General features: G+C 46.7%; 16 protein-coding genes. 7 read left to right on the top strand and 9 right to left on the bottom strand.

What is annotated here, in order from left to right; genetic code table 11:
• Nucleotides 1–13 precede the first annotated feature (13 nt).
• Nucleotides 14–1885, top strand: coding sequence for a propionyl-CoA synthetase (locus CWI76_RS05185; protein WP_126759258.1), 1872 nt, complete (start codon nt 14–16; stop codon nt 1883–1885).
• Nucleotides 1886–1897: 12 nt separating this feature from the next.
• Here the strand turns inward: CWI76_RS05185 and CWI76_RS05180 are convergent, their stop codons facing one another.
• The 6 genes from CWI76_RS05180 to CWI76_RS05155 all read right to left on the bottom strand — a co-directional run bounded on the left by CWI76_RS05180 (nt 1898) and on the right by CWI76_RS05155 (nt 5732).
• Nucleotides 1898–2881 (bottom strand): mechanosensitive ion channel family protein, encoded by a 984-nt coding sequence (locus tag CWI76_RS05180; RefSeq protein WP_126759257.1) that lies wholly within the window; start codon nt 2879–2881, stop codon nt 1898–1900.
• Between the two features lie 6 nt (nt 2882–2887).
• Entirely contained in the window at nt 2888–3361 is a 474-nt protein-coding gene (gene bfr / locus CWI76_RS05175; protein WP_126759256.1) for a bacterioferritin, read from the bottom strand.
• A 9-nt stretch (nt 3362–3370) separates the two neighbouring features.
• Nucleotides 3371–3844, bottom strand: coding sequence for a bacterioferritin (bfr, locus tag CWI76_RS05170; protein WP_126759255.1), 474 nt, complete (start codon nt 3842–3844; stop codon nt 3371–3373).
• 33 nt (nt 3845–3877) lie between these two features.
• The gene (locus tag CWI76_RS05165; protein WP_126759254.1) at nt 3878–4099 is read right to left on the bottom strand and encodes a bacterioferritin-associated ferredoxin; all 222 of its coding nucleotides are present in this window, start codon (nt 4097–4099) and stop codon (nt 3878–3880) included.
• A gap of 215 nt (nt 4100–4314) precedes the next feature.
• Entirely contained in the window at nt 4315–4761 is a 447-nt protein-coding gene (locus tag CWI76_RS05160) for a DUF3429 domain-containing protein (protein ID WP_157980806.1), read from the bottom strand.
• Nucleotides 4758–5732 (bottom strand): calcium/sodium antiporter, encoded by a 975-nt coding sequence (locus tag CWI76_RS05155; protein ID WP_126759252.1) that lies wholly within the window; start codon nt 5730–5732, stop codon nt 4758–4760. Before CWI76_RS05155 ends, CWI76_RS05160 begins: the two co-directional genes overlap by 4 nt.
• Before the next feature lie 115 nt (nt 5733–5847).
• Here CWI76_RS05155 and CWI76_RS05150 point away from each other — a divergent pair, with 115 nt between their 5' ends.
• Entirely contained in the window at nt 5848–6813 is a 966-nt protein-coding gene (locus CWI76_RS05150) for a CorA family divalent cation transporter (RefSeq protein ID WP_126759251.1), read from the top strand.
• On the opposite strand, the gene CWI76_RS05145 is transcribed toward CWI76_RS05150, so the two are convergent.
• From CWI76_RS05145 to CWI76_RS05135, 3 genes are read right to left on the bottom strand one after another with little or no spacing between them, the layout of a single operon-like run.
• Nucleotides 6790–7914, bottom strand: a complete 1125-nt coding sequence (locus tag CWI76_RS05145; RefSeq protein ID WP_126759250.1) for an ABC transporter ATP-binding protein — start codon at nt 7912–7914, stop codon at nt 6790–6792. The two genes, CWI76_RS05150 and CWI76_RS05145, sit on opposite strands and share 24 nt — an antisense overlap.
• A complete protein-coding gene (locus CWI76_RS05140; RefSeq protein WP_126759249.1) occupies nt 7895–9565 on the bottom strand; it encodes an ABC transporter permease in 1671 nt (556 codons plus the stop codon). The genes CWI76_RS05145 and CWI76_RS05140 overlap by 20 nt, the downstream gene beginning before the upstream one ends.
• Nucleotides 9565–10593 carry a Fe(3+) ABC transporter substrate-binding protein gene (locus tag CWI76_RS05135; protein ID WP_241967952.1) on the bottom strand — a complete coding sequence of 343 codons (1029 nt, stop codon included), beginning with the start codon at nt 10591–10593 and terminating at the stop codon, nt 9565–9567. The genes CWI76_RS05140 and CWI76_RS05135 overlap by 1 nt, the downstream gene beginning before the upstream one ends.
• A gap of 146 nt (nt 10594–10739) precedes the next feature.
• Here CWI76_RS05135 and CWI76_RS05130 point away from each other — a divergent pair, with 146 nt between their 5' ends.
• From CWI76_RS05130 to CWI76_RS05110, 5 genes are all read left to right on the top strand, one after another.
• Nucleotides 10740–12542: a cation:proton antiporter gene (locus CWI76_RS05130; RefSeq protein ID WP_126759248.1), complete on the top strand. Its 1803-nt coding sequence runs from the start codon at nt 10740–10742 to the stop codon at nt 12540–12542.
• Between the two features lie 223 nt (nt 12543–12765).
• Nucleotides 12766–13245 (top strand): hypothetical protein, encoded by a 480-nt coding sequence (locus CWI76_RS05125; RefSeq protein ID WP_126759247.1) that lies wholly within the window; start codon nt 12766–12768, stop codon nt 13243–13245.
• A gap of 10 nt (nt 13246–13255) precedes the next feature.
• Entirely contained in the window at nt 13256–13570 is a 315-nt protein-coding gene (locus CWI76_RS05120) for a BolA/IbaG family iron-sulfur metabolism protein (RefSeq protein ID WP_126759246.1), read from the top strand.
• Nucleotides 13571–13662: 92 nt separating this feature from the next.
• Nucleotides 13663–14841: an enoyl-ACP reductase FabV gene (fabV, locus tag CWI76_RS05115; RefSeq protein ID WP_126759245.1), complete on the top strand. Its 1179-nt coding sequence runs from the start codon at nt 13663–13665 to the stop codon at nt 14839–14841.
• 269 nt (nt 14842–15110) lie between these two features.
• Nucleotides 15111–16451 (top strand): Na(+)-translocating NADH-quinone reductase subunit A, encoded by a 1341-nt coding sequence (locus CWI76_RS05110; protein ID WP_126759244.1) that lies wholly within the window; start codon nt 15111–15113, stop codon nt 16449–16451.
• Nucleotides 16452–16453 lie beyond the last annotated feature (2 nt).

Raw genomic sequence — 16453 nt, 5'->3', positions numbered from 1 at the left:
AAGGATTTTTACCATGAGTTACCCGCGCGAATACGAATCTTCATTACAACGCACCGAGGCGTTTTGGCTAAAGCAAGCAGGGCAGTTGCACTGGTTTAAGGAGCCGAGCAAAGCATGCCAGTTAAAGGCTAATGGAACGGCTGATTGGTTTGCGGATGGTGAGTTGAATGTGTCGTTTATGGCATTGGATTACCATGTTGATAACGGTAGGGGTGACCAAATTGCGCTGATTTATGACTCGCCAGTAACCGAAACGAAACAGCAGTATACATATCTTCAGTTGCGTGATGAAGTTGCCTTGTTTGCTGGGTTGTTAAAGAAACACCATGTCAAAAAAGGCGATCGTGTTGTTATTTATATGCCGATGATTCCGCAGGCAGCTATTGCGATGCTTGCTTGTGCCCGTTTAGGTGCGATTCATTCGGTGGTGTTTGGTGGTTTTGCACCCCATGAACTTGCTGTGAGAATTGATGATGCGACACCTAAGGTGGTAGTAACAGCTTCATGTGGTGTCGAGGTGAATCGCGTTATTCCGTACAAGCCGATGGTAGATAAAGCGATCGCTGAAGCCGTACACAAGCCAGCAAATGTGATGGTATATCAGCGTGAGCAATGTCATGCCGATTTAACTCAACCGGGCGACTTAGATTGGCAGGCTGAGGTTGCGAAAGTGACGCCAGCCGAATGCACCGTGGTACCAAGTACACATCCGCTGTATGTGTTGTATACATCGGGTACCACGGGTAAGCCAAAGGGCGTGGTACGCGATACCGGCGGCTACGCAGTAGCGCTTAAGTATTCCATGCAAACTGTTTATGACATCAAGCCGGGTCAGGTTATGTTTACGGCGTCGGATGTCGGCTGGGTTGTTGGTCATTCGTATATTGTTTATGGTCCATTGCTCGCTGGCGCGACGACTATTTTGTACGAAGGGAAGCCAGTAAGAACGCCCGATGCGGGCGCATTTTGGCGTATTTGTTCTGAGTATAAAGTTGCGGTTTTATTCAGCGCGCCAACTGCGTTTCGCGCGGTTAAAAAGGAAGATCCCGAAGGTAAGTTATTAGAGCAATATGATCTTAGTTCGTTAGAGCGTATTTATATGGCAGGAGAGCGTCTGGATCCGCCAACCTATGAATGGACGACCGAAGTTACCGGAAAGCCAGTTTATGACCATTGGTGGCAGACAGAATCTGGTTGGCCGATTTGCGCAAACCCAGTTGGTATTGCGGAGCATCCAATTAAGCCAGGCTCAGCGACCTTGCCAATGCCGGGTTACGATGTGCGTATTTTGGATTATAAAGGCCAAGAGATTGCTGCCAATGAGCAGGGTGCAGTAGCGATTAAGTTGCCGTTACCGCCAGGTTGCTTGACCACAATTTGGAATGATGAAGCGCGTTTTGTCAGTGGCTATTTGCGTGAGTTTGATGGTTACTATTCAACTGGCGACGGTGGTTATAAGGACGATGATGGTTACGTTTTTATTATGGGACGTACCGATGACGTCATTAATGTCGCCGGGCACCGTTTATCCACCGGCGAAATGGAAGAAGTTCTCGCGAAAGATACTGCCGTTGCCGAATGCGCAGTCATTGGTGTGCAAGACTCTTTAAAAGGCCAGGTACCCGTTGGTTTGGTGATTACGAAAGATGGCGTGACGATCAGTGATGACGAGTTGAGCTCTCGTCTTGTGCAACTGGTGCGGGATGAAATTGGTGCCGTCGCGTGTTTGAAGAAAATTTTAGTAGTACCGCGGCTACCCAAGACTCGCTCAGGTAAAATTTTGCGGCGCGTCTTGCGCCAAATTGCTGATGGCGAAGAGGTGGTGGTACCGTCAACGATTGATGACCCAACCTGTATTGACGAAATTCGCGAGCGCTTAAGCTAACTCGCGATTCGTTTAAAGTTCTTCGGCAGCGTCGTTTTCGGGGCGCTTCTTTGACTTCGATGCGGTGCTGCTTTTCTTTGCTTGCGTTTTTGAGAGTGACTCGGTTTGTACTCTTGCGTCGCTACTCCAACTACGAATATGCAAGTCGCGTTGCGGGAATGGAATCTCGATACCATGTTCTTCCAACGATGTATGAATTTCCCACATAAACGCTGCTTTGACGGCGCTTGGACGATTCACAGCCTCAGGTTTAAGCCAGACCACGAGTTCAAAGTTCAGCGAACTGTCGCCAAACTCAGTAAGCCATACTTGTGGTGGACGGTGACTATCATCATTCAGGGTATGCGGAACACGATCAGCGGCCTCGAGAACGGCTTTTCTGACCAGTTCTTTGTCGGTACCGTAAGCAACGCCGAAGCCAATCTTAATTCGGCGTAATGTATCGCGCATAGTCCAATTGGTGACGCGTCCGGCAACAAACTCCGAATTAGGGACAATAATATCGATGTTGTCATTGGTTGTGACAATGGTGCTGCGGATATTAATTTCTTTCACTTCGCCGGTAACACCTGACTCAAGTTCGACAAAATCGCCAACTTTTAAGGTTTTTTCGAATAACAACATGATGCCGGCGGTGAAGTTGCTGATGAGGTTTTGCAAACCAAAACCAACGCCCACACCAAGCGCACTAGCAAAGATGGCGAATTTTGTCAGATCAATGCCTACTGATGACACGGCAATCAAGGCACCAATCACCATCACCACGTAATGAGTGATACGTGTTAGTGCATAAACTGACGATTGCGCCATTGATTTACGATAGCTGGCAATACGACGCAGGGCATTCTGTAATAGCCGCGAGAAGATGTAAGTGACGACCAGTATCAGCACCACACGGAAAATCGAACCGTAGGTGATCGATGTTTCGCCTACTTTAACGAGTTCGGTTTGCAACCATCCAAACAAATGTTTCGTTTCAGCGAGAAATTGCTCCATGCAGCGTTATCCCATTTGTGCTTGTAAATAAAGCTCTAATCCTAACTTCTCGATGAGTTCTAATTGCTGGCGTAGCCAATAGGCATGATCTTCTTCCGTGTCTTTTAAGATTCCAATGAGCATATCTCGCGAGACAAAGTCACCGGCCTGTTCGCAAAACTTAATCACACTGCGCAGTGTTCGCGCATTGCCGTACTCCAATTCTAAATCGTTCGCGAGCATGGTAGGTACTTCGTTAGCAATGGTGTGAGGTTCGCGCCCATTCATATTGGGTTGACCACCCAGAAACAGAATGCGTCGAATCAGTAAATCGGCGTGTCCACGTTCGTCATCCACTTCGTGGTTAATGCGTTCATAGAGTTTTTCTAAACCCATATCTTCATAGATACGTGAATGCGCGGTGTATTGATCGATAGAGGTTAGCTCGTACGCAAGTAGCTTATTCAGTTGCTCTACAATGGCTTGATGGTCAAGATTCATGTTCACTCCTTATTCGCTATCAAGTTTGGTTTGTAAGTACTTCGCTAGACCAATCTTTTCGACCAAATCAAGCTGCGTTTCTAACCAGTCGAGATGCTCTTCTTGTTGTTCAAGTATTTCTGTTAATTCGTCACGGCTCACGTAATCCTGTGCACCCTCGCACACAGCAATTGCGGCGCGAATAGCGAGAACATCGTCCATTTGAACTTTGTGATCAAGCTGCAGCATTTCGTGCGGATCTTCACCAATATAGAGTTTGCCAAGATCTTGCAGGTTCGGCAGGCCACCTAAGAATAAAATACGCTCGATGATGTCATCAGCGTGTTTCATTTCATAAATAGATGCTTTATAGATTTTGCTATTGAGCTCACCAAATCCCCAGTTTTTGTACATGCGGGCATGCAAAAAATATTGATTAATAGCGGTAAGCTTGCGGGTGAGTATGCGATTAAGCTCTTGTAAAACCTTACTGTCGCCTTTCATGACTACAACTCCTAACTGTTATTTTCTAACAGCTTAAGCGTAGCACACCTCGACTGGCAATAAAGTTTCAGATTTTAATCGTGCATTACGTTCAGCGACGGCGTCTTTTACAATGTCTTTCGCACACTGATTACAGCAGCCACACTGCGTTCCAACGCCATATTGCTGGCGCAGTTCACGCATACTGCTTAAGCCATCGTCGACGGCACGACGAATGGTTTTATCTGTGACACCTTTGCATAGACATACGTACATAGTTAGCTCCGTACTTTAACGGAACTAATGATAACGCAAACAAGAATGATTCGCAATAAAAAATAAACGGCGTTATTCGTTAGTCGTTATTCGTTATTCGTGGGTTAGCTCGCTGGCGAGATAGCAGATGTATTTGCTCACTTTTCCATGTGCGGTTATTGGTGTTTTGTTTTTTCTTTTCCGAATAACCAATAACGAATAACGAATAACGTTTTTTACAGGCTGATGATGAGTAGGATGACGTGCAGTGCTACCACCGTAAATGTCAAACGGCCGCGCAACTCTAGATACCACGCATGTGCGCTGAGCTTGCGGCGTTCATAGTTAAGCCAGAATAGATGAAGTAGCGCTAGCACCGCTAAGAACGAAAGTGTTGAATCGCGACAAATGGGGAGCTGGGTTGCAACGAGCACGGCAAAGCCGGTAACGGACGGCACCATGCTCCATTGCAGGCTGCGGCGATGGTCGCGGTCGTCGTCGGTCATGCATAGTCCCCAATGGATACCGCCAAGGAAACTGAAAATAATAGCGCTATAAAGAATAAACAGTGTCATGGCGAGCTCGCCTTGAAGATCGAGCAACGCCATGACGGTCAACACAATAAACGGTGCAAGTCCTGCGAAGCCAAGGCGCTGAGCCGTATATTGTGAGATTAAATTCATGCGATAAATCCTGTTTGTAGTACGTAAATGGTGTAGCCAATATAGCATGCCACAAAGATGCCGCCATGAACTCGGTTTATACGATTCGGTCGGTTATTTGGGCGGAATGCAAAAATTAGCAACATAAAGGTTAATACGGTCATCATTAACCAATCGCGGCTTAACACCAATGGTTCAAGCGATATTGGTGTAATGGCACCGGCTATACCGACAACGGCGAGCGTATTAAACATGTTAGAGCCGATGACATTACCGAGCGCTAAGTCATGTTCATTTTTACGAACAGCAGCTATCGCCGATGCTAATTCGGGTAATGAGGTTCCGACTGCAACAACGGTGAGACCAATAACGAGATCGCTCACGCCTAATGCGGTCGCAATATCGACGGCGCCCCAAACTAGGATACGTGAGCTGATGATTAATAAGATCAACCCGACTACGAGCCAAGTAATTGCACGGCTTACTGGCATCGCTGTTTCTTTGAGTTCTTGATCAAATTCGCTACTTAATACGTCATCACTGCCGGTCATGCCTTGATAGATACTCCAGCCGAGATAGCTCGCAAAGATGGCCAGTAAAATCCAGGCTTCTAATTTCGTGATAAAGCCATCGACAAGTGGCCAAGCGGCCAGAAGGGTAATCGCTATGAGCATGGGCGCTTCGCGCTTTAATACCTGGCTGGCAACGGCTATTGGCGCCAAAATGGCAGTGATGCCTAAAATAAGTGCAATGTTCGTGATATTTGAGCCGTAGGCATTTCCTAGTGCAAGACCTGGATTACCTTGCGCGGAAGCTAAAGCGGAGACGACCATTTCAGGTGCTGAAGTACCAAAACCGATGATCACCATACCGATAAGGAGGGCAGGCATACCGAAGTGATTGGCTGTAGCAGCGGCACCATCAACAAATCGGTCGGCGCTCCAAACTAACAAAGCTAATCCAACAACAATGGCCGCAATCGCGAGTAACATAAAATTCCTTGGTGTTTTATTAAGTTGGTCAATATTTTAACTTGAATTCGTAGTACTTGTGAATGCAGTGTTGAACAGTTTAGACTGAAAGCACGAACAAAAAGAGGGTTTCGTTATGACGGACAAGCAGTTAGCTCGACCAGAATTTATGATTGATAGTTGGGATTTCAGTCAGCATCCTGCGCAACCGATTCATGACAAATTTCATGAACGACAAAATAGCTGGTTTCATTTTCAACGAAATATTCCCGGACTAGCCGATTGGCTCATTGACTCAGGCATTCCGGAACCGATTATTGATGCCGTTTTAGAGGAAGATACGCGACCTCGCTTTGATCGTCTAAATGATGGTTTTTTGCTTATTCTTCGCGGTGTAAATTTAGCTGAAAGTGATCAACCTGAAGACATGGTGAGTCTTCGTATTCTGTATTTTAAGGGGAACTTGTATAGTTTTCGCCGGCGTCCCGTTAAAGCTGTTCAGTTAATTCAACGTGCTTTGGAGCAACAACAAGGACCTCAATCATTACCTGATTTTATGTTGCATCTTGTCGATGAAATGACCAATAAAATTGAACAACTGCAAGATAACATTGAAGCCGAAATGGAAGCCTTGGAAGATGATGAACAAGGAACAACCAGCGAACGCCAGTCAGCGCTGACGCAATTGCATCGTCGCCTGCTACGACTAACACGCTTTGTTCGCCCTCAATTAACAGCCTTGGATAAGTTGGCCGCCGATAGCAGTAAATGGTTTGATGCCGATTGGACACAGTGGTTATTGAACGAGCGTGACAATACCCATCGTGAACTCGAAAATATGGAAATGTTGCTTGAGCAGGTGTGGATGTTGCGCGAGCACTTACAGCAGGATTTGGCGGAAAAGATGAATCGCAACACTTACTGGCTGTCGATGGTTGCTGGGGTGTTCTTGCCGATTAGTTTTCTGACCGGTTTGTTTGGCATCAATATAGGCGGAATGCCAGGCGTTGACGACAACAGCGCGTTTTGGATATTTAGCGCTGCGTTACTTATCATTGCCGTCGTTGAATTTTTATTATTACGCCGATTGCGTTTTTGGTAACACCGTTGGTAGCGGCTGCACAGTCGGGGCTTGATCGTGAAAACCTGGCAGTTCACAGTGATCTGCAGCAAATACAACGAGGTGATCAAACTCAGGTCTTAGGCCGATATTGGCACCGACAGTGAACTCTTCATGGGATGGACTTAGTGTCAGAATCTCAACGCCGCTTGCTAGTTCAATCGTATAAAGGTTGTGCGCACCACGGAAACCACGCGCTTTAATGGTGCCGCGAAGACGTGATGTTGGATCAGGAACTAAATCATCTGGACGTACAAGAAAGCTCACTGGTGTTCCTGCTGGAATTTGCAATAAGCTCGGGTGCTCAAGCATACCAAGTGGTGATGCCAACGAACCTTCCGTGTTCACGGTGCCTTGTAGCAAAACGCCGTGCCCGATAAAGTCAGCAACTAGCTGATGCTTTGGTTGGTGATACAGCTGATACGGGGTATCCCATTGCAACAATTCGCCTTGATACATGACACCAGCTTTGTCTGCCATGGCAAAGGCTTCTTGTTGATCGTGCGTGACTAATAACGCAGTAATTCCTTCTTTTTTCAACAACTCACGTACTTCGACAGCTAACCGTTCGCGCAACTCGGCATCGAGACTGGAGAATGGTTCATCAAGTAACAGCAATCGTGGCTTGGGCGCAAGAGCTCGGGCTAAAGCGATGCGTTGTTGCTGTCCCCCCGAAAGTTCGTGGGGGAAACGTTTGTGATATCCGGGTAAACCGATACGATCAAGGAGTTCATCTACGCGTTTGCTTCGCTCAATCGCGCTGGCCTTACGCATGCCAAAACTAATGTTGTCTTCAACGTTTAAGTGCGGAAATAAAGCAAAGTCTTGAAAAACCATGCCAACGCCACGCTGTTCAGGTGCTAACGTGTGTTTTTCATCGGATACACTTGAGTCGTCAATATGAATGAAGCCTGACTGTAACGCTTGAAAACCGGCAATGGCGCGCAATAACGTTGTTTTACCGCACCCGCTTGGGCCTAACAGGCAGCCAATTTCGCCTTGCTTGAGCTCCAAGGTAACGCCACGAACAATGTGTAGTGCACCGAAGCTAATGTGAATGTTATCAAGCTGTAACCGGGACAAACTCTTGCTCCTTTAATGCAGATTGTTGCGACTTTAACATAGCGCGAGACAATAAAATAACTGGAATCAGCCCTACCAATACCATCATCAATGCTGGCGGGCCAGCATCGGCTAGACGTTCGTCTCCTGCCATTTCGTATGCGCGAACGGCGAGGGTATTAAAGTCAAAAGGGCGCAATACCAAGGTTGCTGGTAGCTCTTTCAAAACATCGACACCAACTAAAATGAGTGCGGTAAGAACGCTTGGGCGTAACAATGGCAAATGAATTTTGCGCAATACCTGCAGTGGTTTGTAACCTTGAATACGTGCTGCTTCATCCATACTTGGACGAATCTCACCGAGCCCAGCCTGAATTGTCTGTAGCGAAACACTTAAAAAGCGAACGCTGTAGGCAAATAATAAGGCAAACACTGTACCCGATAATAATAATCCGGGATTCACACCGAACCACGATTCGCTAAGGGCAATGATGACGTGATCAATACTGGTAAGAAATACCATTAAGCCAACCGCTATCACTAGACCCGGAATGGCGTAGCCCAAACCTGCGAAGGCAACGCTGGTGCGGACAATTTTGGTTGGGATTTGGCGGCGACCATAGGCTAACCACAACGCCATTGTCACTACCAGAACAGCCGCAAGCACGGCAAGGCCAAAGCTATTCATCGTCAGTTGCCAAAACTCAGGATCTTGCCAGACTTCGCTGCGCTCAATCGACCAGCTTGTCAGTTGCAAAGCCGGTAAAATAAAGCCAAACAGTAATGGCAGCCAGCACGCAATACTCGCTGCAATGGCTTTCCATCCGTTCAGTTGAAATGGCGGCGCCGGGCGATTGTTGCGTTGATCGTATCGCGCTTGGCGACGCGACCAGCGCTCAATGAATATTAATAAAATAACTGCCACAAGTAGCATGCCAGCGAGTTGCAATGCGCCTTGTAAGTCTCCCAGGCCGTACCACGTTCTAAAAATACCGGTAGTAAATGTCGTGACGCCAAAATACTGGACGGTGCCATAATCGGCTAAGGTTTCCATCAATGCTAATGTGGCGCCAGTAACAATAGCGGGGCGAGCTAGCGGCAAGGCTAAACGTAGGAAGCATTGCCATGGGTTTAATCCTAAACTGCGTCCGGCTTCTAAGGTTGTCGCAGATTGTTGGATAAACGTCGCACGGGTAATGAGGTACACGTATGGAAACAGAACCAAACTCAGCACGACAATGGCACCACCAAGACTGCGAATCTCAGGAAACCAATAATCGCCGTAACCCCACCCAAACCAATCGCGCAAAGTCGATTGCACAGGACCGGCAAAGTCCAGCATGCCAGTATAGGTGTAGGCGGTAATGTAGGCGGGCATCGCCAGAGGGAGTAATAGCGCCCAACTGAGAATTCGTTGCCCTGGGAAGCGGCAAGCCGTTGTAAGCCATGCGGTAGTGACGCCAAGCGTAATAACACCGGCAGCGACACCCACTAACAGGATGATTGAATGTCGAATGTACTCCGGAACGACGGTGGCCCAAAGATGACTGAGCGTAGAGGTGTCGTTACTCCATACGAGTTGTAGCACCGACCAGCAAATAACGAGCAACGGCACGCCAATAACGACGGCCGTTGCAATTAATGTCAGTTGGCGCCACAAATTAAAGCGCATTAACGCCAGCCAGCTCGATTCATCAATTTAACGGCTGCAGCGTTATTTTCGCCTAAGAAAGTCATCGACAAATCATCAGCTTTGAAGTCGCCCCACGCCTGCAACGTCTCACTCCACTCAACGCCTTCGACGGCAGGGTACTCATTGTTGGTAGCCGCATACCAAGCTTGTGACTCAACCGACAGCAAAAACTCAATCAGTTGCTGCGCTTCAGTTTTGTTTTTTGCATGCTTGGTTAAGCCGATGCCAGAAACGTTCACATGAGTGCCGAAACTATCTTGGTTCGGCCAGAAAATTTTGAGTTTACTCGCGGCTTCACGTTGTTCAGCGTCATCGCCGGTCTGCATAAGACCAAAATAGTAAGTGTTTGCTACTGCTATATCGCAGACACCAGCTGCAGCGGCTTTTAACTGATCACGGTCACCGCCAACAGGTGGTTTCGCTAAATTATTTACGAGACCTTTTGCCCATGCTTCTGTTTTTTCTTCGCCCCAATGCTCAATCAAAGCAGCAGTAAGCGATTGGTTATAAATATTGTCTGATGAACGAATACAAACTTTCTTGTTCCACTCAGGTTTTGCCAAATCTTCATACCCAGTCAATTGGCTCGGGTCGACACGGTCAGCTGCATAAAAAATTGGGCGAGCGCGTAAGCTCAAACCAATCCAAAGGTTATCGGTACCGTGCAAATGTGCTGGCACGGACTCTAATGCTTTGGCTGATGTCAGCGGTTGGAATACGCCTGCTTCAGCGGCACGATGCAAGTTGCCAGCATCAACCGTTAGAAATAAATCCGCAGGGGTGTTTTTGCCTTCATTCTGTAAACGAGCGAGAAGGGCATCACCACCACCTGTTAAAAGGCGTACTTCAATACCGGTTTCTGCGGTAAACTTTTCTAAGACCGGCTTAATTAGCGCTTCTTTGCGCGCAGAATACAGGTTAACTGTAGCTGCTTGTGCTACCGTTGCTGTTAAACTTGCTGCAATCGCGGTTACAGTGAATATTTTACGCAACATAGTTGAACTCATGATTGAATACCTCGTATTGATGGGTTGAAGTATATCGAAAAAAGATAACGAACGATATTGATTCGCATTTGGTACCTACAAATAGTTTGACGCAAATGAGAATTGTTATCAACAACTGATTGTAAAAAAATACAAAAGGAAGACTTATGTCAAATATGTCAGCACTTGCATTGATTGGTGTGCTCTCAATTATGTGCCAGTGGGGCGCATGGCGGATGAAAGTGCCGGCAATTTTGCCGCTGTTAATTGTGGGGATTGTGATTGGGCCGATATTTGGCGTACTCGATCCGGACGCCGTGTTTGGTGATATTTTATTTCCATTAGTCTCGTTATCAGTTGCAATCATTCTGTTTGAAGGTTCGTTAACTCTCAAGTTTGAAGAGATACGTGGGCATGGCCGAATGGTAACGAACCTCGTCAGCATCGGTATGGTTGTCACCTGGGTGACTATTGCGATTGCTGCGTACTACCTGATTGGGTTTGGCTGGGAGCTCGCCGCGTTATTTGGCGCATTGGTTGTGGTCACAGGGCCGACAGTGATTATGCCGATGTTGCGCTCAGTGCGACCGTTGGCGCGACTCGGCAATATTCTGCGTTGGGAAGGCATCATCATTGATCCGATTGGCGCGTTATTAGCTGTGCTGGTCTATGAATTCATTATTTCGAGTCAGGGCGCTGGCTGGTCACAGGCATTACAGGCCTTTGCCACAACCATTGGCGTCGGCTTTGCACTTGGCTTTGCCGGCGGTAAATTACTCGGTTGGGCACTGATTAAAAATATCTTTCCGCACTACTTACGCAATGTCGCTACGTTAGCTGTGGTGTTAGGCGTCTTCGCGGTTTCAAATGCCATGCAACATGAGTCAGGCTTACTGACAGTAACCGTCATGGGAATGGTGATGGCGAATATGCGTGGTCTTGATTTAGATGAGATTCTTGAATTTAAGGAGACGCTGTCGGTACTTCTCATTTCAGGGCTATTTATTATTCTTGCGGCCCGAATACAGCCTGACGCATTTAATTCGCTTGGTTTGCCGGCAGTCGTTCTGTTGGCAATTATTATTTTTGTAGTGCGTCCACTGAGCGTGTGGTTGTCATCGATTGGTACGCAAACCGAATTCAAAGAGAAAGTCTTGCTCAGTTGGATTGCTCCGCGCGGTATTGTTGCTGCCGCAGTATCTGCATTGTTTGCATTGAAAATGCAGCAAGCCGGTTGGGAGCAAGCGGAAATACTTGTTCCTTTAGTTTTCTTGGTCATTTTAAGTACCGTCATTCTGCAAAGTTTAACGGCCAAACCTCTTGCTCATGCGCTGAAACTTCGGGAACCTCCCGCGCGTGGTTTTTTAATTTTCGGCGCAAATCCAACCGCGCGGTTGATTGCTAAATCGCTGCAAGAGAATAAATTTCCGGTGATTTTGGCTGACACTAACTGGGAGCACATCAAACAAGCCAGAATGGAAAATTTACCGGTTTACTTTGGCAACCCGACTTCCGAGCACGCGGAAAATAATATGGATTTAACCGGTATTGGCAACGTTCTAATTTTGTCGCCTTATCGGCAGTTAAACCCCGTGGTAGCGATGCATTTTATGGACTGGTTTGATGCAGAGAAGATCTTTGCGCTACATAGCACCGACCATGATGCGCCAGCGCGAAACCAATTACCGGACGTGTACCGTAAGCGCTTGAAACTATTCGGCAAGGGAGTCACGTTCTCAAAACTGGCAAGCCTGACCTTTCAAGGTGCGCAAGTTAAAACAACCGCATTAACTGAATCATTTCACTATGATGATTATCAGGATCGCTATGGTAACAGAGCGTTACCATTGTATGCACTGGATGAACGCGGGCATTGTCATTTATTCTCAAGTGACCAAACCTTTGAACCAAAGGCCGGTTGGCAGATTGTGGCATTGGTTAGTCCCGAGCAAGAATTGGACGGAAACTAACATTTTTTTAAATTAAATCGTTTTTAAAATTAAAAACTTATAAAAATGTTACCAAATTGTAATTGAAATGCGTTTTTTTATTAGATAAGATGCTCGCATGGATTTGGGATGACACTCATGGAATGACGTTATCCCCTCGAACACGGATGTTCCATCCTCTTTTTTCTTCCGCCAATAGTCTTTATACTGCAGAGCCATTCATTCGTTGTTTTGGAAACGCATCATGCCGTTTACTACGTGGCTTAAAGCAATCTATAAATCGATTCTATCGGGCACCTTAGCGCTGATGTTATTTGGGTGCGAGCCGCAACAGCCAGTTGATGAACTTGAACAACATGTTATTGCGATTGATCAAACTCAGTTACCAACCGGAAATTGGGCGTTATCTAACTCGGCAATTCAACTAAGTTTTTGCCGCGATCGCGTTAATGAAGCGCTGATGGCCGAGGCCGATGAGCTGAATCGTTGGCGCTTGGTTGGCGAACAATCGGTATTTCCAAAGAATCGTCGCGAAGGTCTACAGCAGCTCGTTGAGTTATATCGACAACACGGTGTGTTGTTATATCAACTATCGGGCAATTTCGGGGCGCAATGGTATCGGATTGCGTACCGTCCGAATGAACCTGAACCCAATGTTATTGATGCATTTGCTAAAATAGGGCGTGATTCGCGAATTTGCTTTAGCTCACTCGATAACGATTAGCGAGGCGCATATGACGACGCTGCAGGAAGTAATTCAAGACAAACTACTTACGGAATTTTCTCCTCTACACTTAGACGTTATTAACGAAAGCCACTTGCATGGTACGCCAAGCGATGACTCGCATTTTAAAGTAGTGATTGTGGCGGAACTGTTTGATGGTATGCGTTTATTACAACGCCATCGCGCAATAAACAAGATTTTAAGAGATGAGTTGGCGGGGCCTGTGCACGCATTAGCACTACATGTATATAGCCCAGTAGAGTGGCATCAGTTGCATGAAGTGCCGTCATCACCGGCGTGTCGAGGCGGCAGCAAGCTCGACTGAAGCTAACAGCTCAGATCACTTGCTGCACTGCAGTCGGTTACACTAGCCGCCATTTATATTGATATGAATTCAAAACAATAGGACATAACAACATGGTTATTCATCCAAAAATTCGCGGGTTTATTTGTACCAATGCGCATCCAGTAGGTTGTGCAGCACATGTTCAACAACAAATTGATTACGTGAAGCAACAACCGGCGTTGACTGACGTGCCCAAACGCGTTTTAGTCATTGGGTGTTCGACTGGATACGGCTTAGCGACGCGCATCAATGCTGCCTTCGGTGCCGGCGCGAAAACATTAGGTGTTTGTTTCGAAAAAGAGCCAACCGAAAAGAAAACAGCAACAGCAGGTTGGTATAACACGGCTGCATTTCACAGTGCGGCGAAAAAAGAAGGTTTATATGCGCACACCATCAATGGCGACGCCTTCTCAAACGAAATCAAACAAGAAGTGATTGCCAAAATTAAAGAAGATTTGGGGCAAGTCGACCTAGTGGTTTACAGCTTGGCATCACCAAAGCGCAAAGACCCAGAAACTGGTGAAGTTTACAGTTCAACTTTAAAGCCAGTTGGTCAGGCTTACACCACCAAAACTTATAATACTGACAAAGATGAAGTTTCTGAAATAACACTTGAGCCGGCTAACGAAGACGAAATTCAACAAACCATCAAAGTCATGGGCGGCGAAGACTGGGAACTTTGGTTGGCCGCATTGCATGATGCTGGTGTGCTTGCTCCGAATGCAAAAACCACAGCATATACCTACATTGGCAAAAAACTAACATGGCCAATTTATGGTCACGCGACTATTGGTAAAGCCAAAGAAGATCTTGATCGCGCGGCGGCGGCAATGCGTAGCCGTTATGCAGACATTCACCTCGAAGCTTATGTGTCTTCGTTGAAAGCCTTGGTTACACAAGCCAGCTCAGCGATTCCAGTTATGCCTTTGTACATCTCGCTTATTTACAAAGTGATGAAGGAAGAAGGAACTCACGAAGGATGTATTGAGCAGACTCATCGTTTATTACGCGATGCGCTTTATGCTGAAAATCCAAAACTGGATGAAGCAGGGCGCTTATTTATGAATGACTGGGAAACCAACGATCAAACTCAAGCAAAAATCGAGCAGCTCTGGAATCAAGTGACTCAAGATAACTTCCATCAGTTAGCTGACTATGCGGGTTATCACAGTGATTTCTTGCAGTTGTTCGGCTTTGGGATGGAAGGTGTTGATTATGACGCCGACGTCGATCCCGTCGTCACCTGGTAACCATATCAAAAGCGTTAATCGTTATTCGTTATTGGTTGTTCGTTAATGGTAATTAGTGTTTGTATTTAACGAATAACGACAAGCGAAGCGATCGAATAACGAACAACGGCTTTTTGGGGTTTTCGCATTTGTTTTACTGTGCAAAAGTGCTAAAATGCGCGCCCTAGGTGAAAATGGACAGAATTTGGTCAGTGTAGGCATTTAAACCTTCGTTTACATGCCTGCGCTGGAGTGAGATTAATCTTCCCTAACGAGTAGTGCAAACGCGTATGATTACGATCAAGAAAGGGCTGGATATCCCGATTTCGGGTGCGCCCCAGCAAACTATCGAGGATGGCCAAGCCATCACCACCGTTGCCGTACTGGGTGAAGAGTATGTGGGAATGCGCCCAACCATGCATGTCAAGGTTGAAGACCGCGTTAAAAAAGGCCAGGTACTTTTCGAAGACAAGAAAAACCCAGGGGTTAAATTCACTGCACCTGCTGCGGGCGTTGTTAAAGACGTGCTGCGTGGCGCAAAGCGAGTTTTGCAAGCCGTTGTCATTGAAATTGACGGCGATGAGCAAGAAACCTTTGCCAAATACGACAGTAACGAATTAGCGAGCCTTGATCGTGCAAAGGTCGTCGAGCAATTGAACAACTCAGGTCAATGGGTTGCATTGCGGACTCGTCCATTTAGCCGTTCACCAAAGCTTGACGCAGAGCCTACCGCAATTTTTGTCAACGCGATGGATACCAATCCATTAGCCGCTGACCCAGCCGTTATTATCAACGAACACAAACAAGCATTTATTGACGGTTTGAAAGTTCTTGGTAACTTGACCCAAGGCAAAGTTTTTGTGGTTAAGGCGGCTGATGCTGACGTTGATGTTGGCGATGCCAAAGTACAACTAGAGAGCTTTGCAGGACCTCATCCGGCGGGTTTAGTTGGTACCCATATTCACTTTTTGCAGCCAGTTTCAATGGCGAAGCATGTTTGGCATATCGGTTATCAAGACGTCATTGCTTACGGTAAGTTGTTTACTACTGGTGAACTATTTACTGACCGCGTTGTTGCTTTGGGTGGCCCGTGCACCAAAAAGCCGCGTTTGTTGCGCACGCGTTTAGGTGCAAACTTGCGTGAGCTTACCAAAGGTGAATTGGCGCAAGGCAACAATCGTATTGTCTCTGGTTCGGTGCTAAACGGCCATAAAGTTGACGATGCGCACCAATGGTTGGGTCGTTTCCATAACCAAGTCAGCGTATTAGCTGAAGGTGATCAAAAAGAATTCTTTGGCTGGATCAAACCTGGTGTTAATCAACACTCGGTTACTCGCGCTTATTTAGGCCATTTGAATCCGAAGAAATTGTTTGCGATGACTACTACCACTAACGGTTCTGACCGTTCGATGGTTCCAATCGGCAACTATGAGCGCGTGATGCCGCTTGATATTTTGCCAACGATTTTGCTACGTGACTTGCTCTCGGGTGACACTGAACAAGCTCAAAAATTGGGCTGTTTAGAGTTGGATGAAGAGGATTTAGCGCTGTGTTCTTATGTTTGCCCAGGCAAATACGAGTACGGTCCTGTGTTGCGTAACATGTTGACCGAAATTGAGAAAGAGGGCTGATC

Origin of the sequence: Pseudidiomarina marina (assembly GCF_003987045.1) — a bacterium.
Lineage (GTDB): Bacteria > Pseudomonadota > Gammaproteobacteria > Enterobacterales > Alteromonadaceae > Pseudidiomarina > Pseudidiomarina marina.
This window is presented reverse-complemented; position numbering and strand designations above follow the sequence as displayed.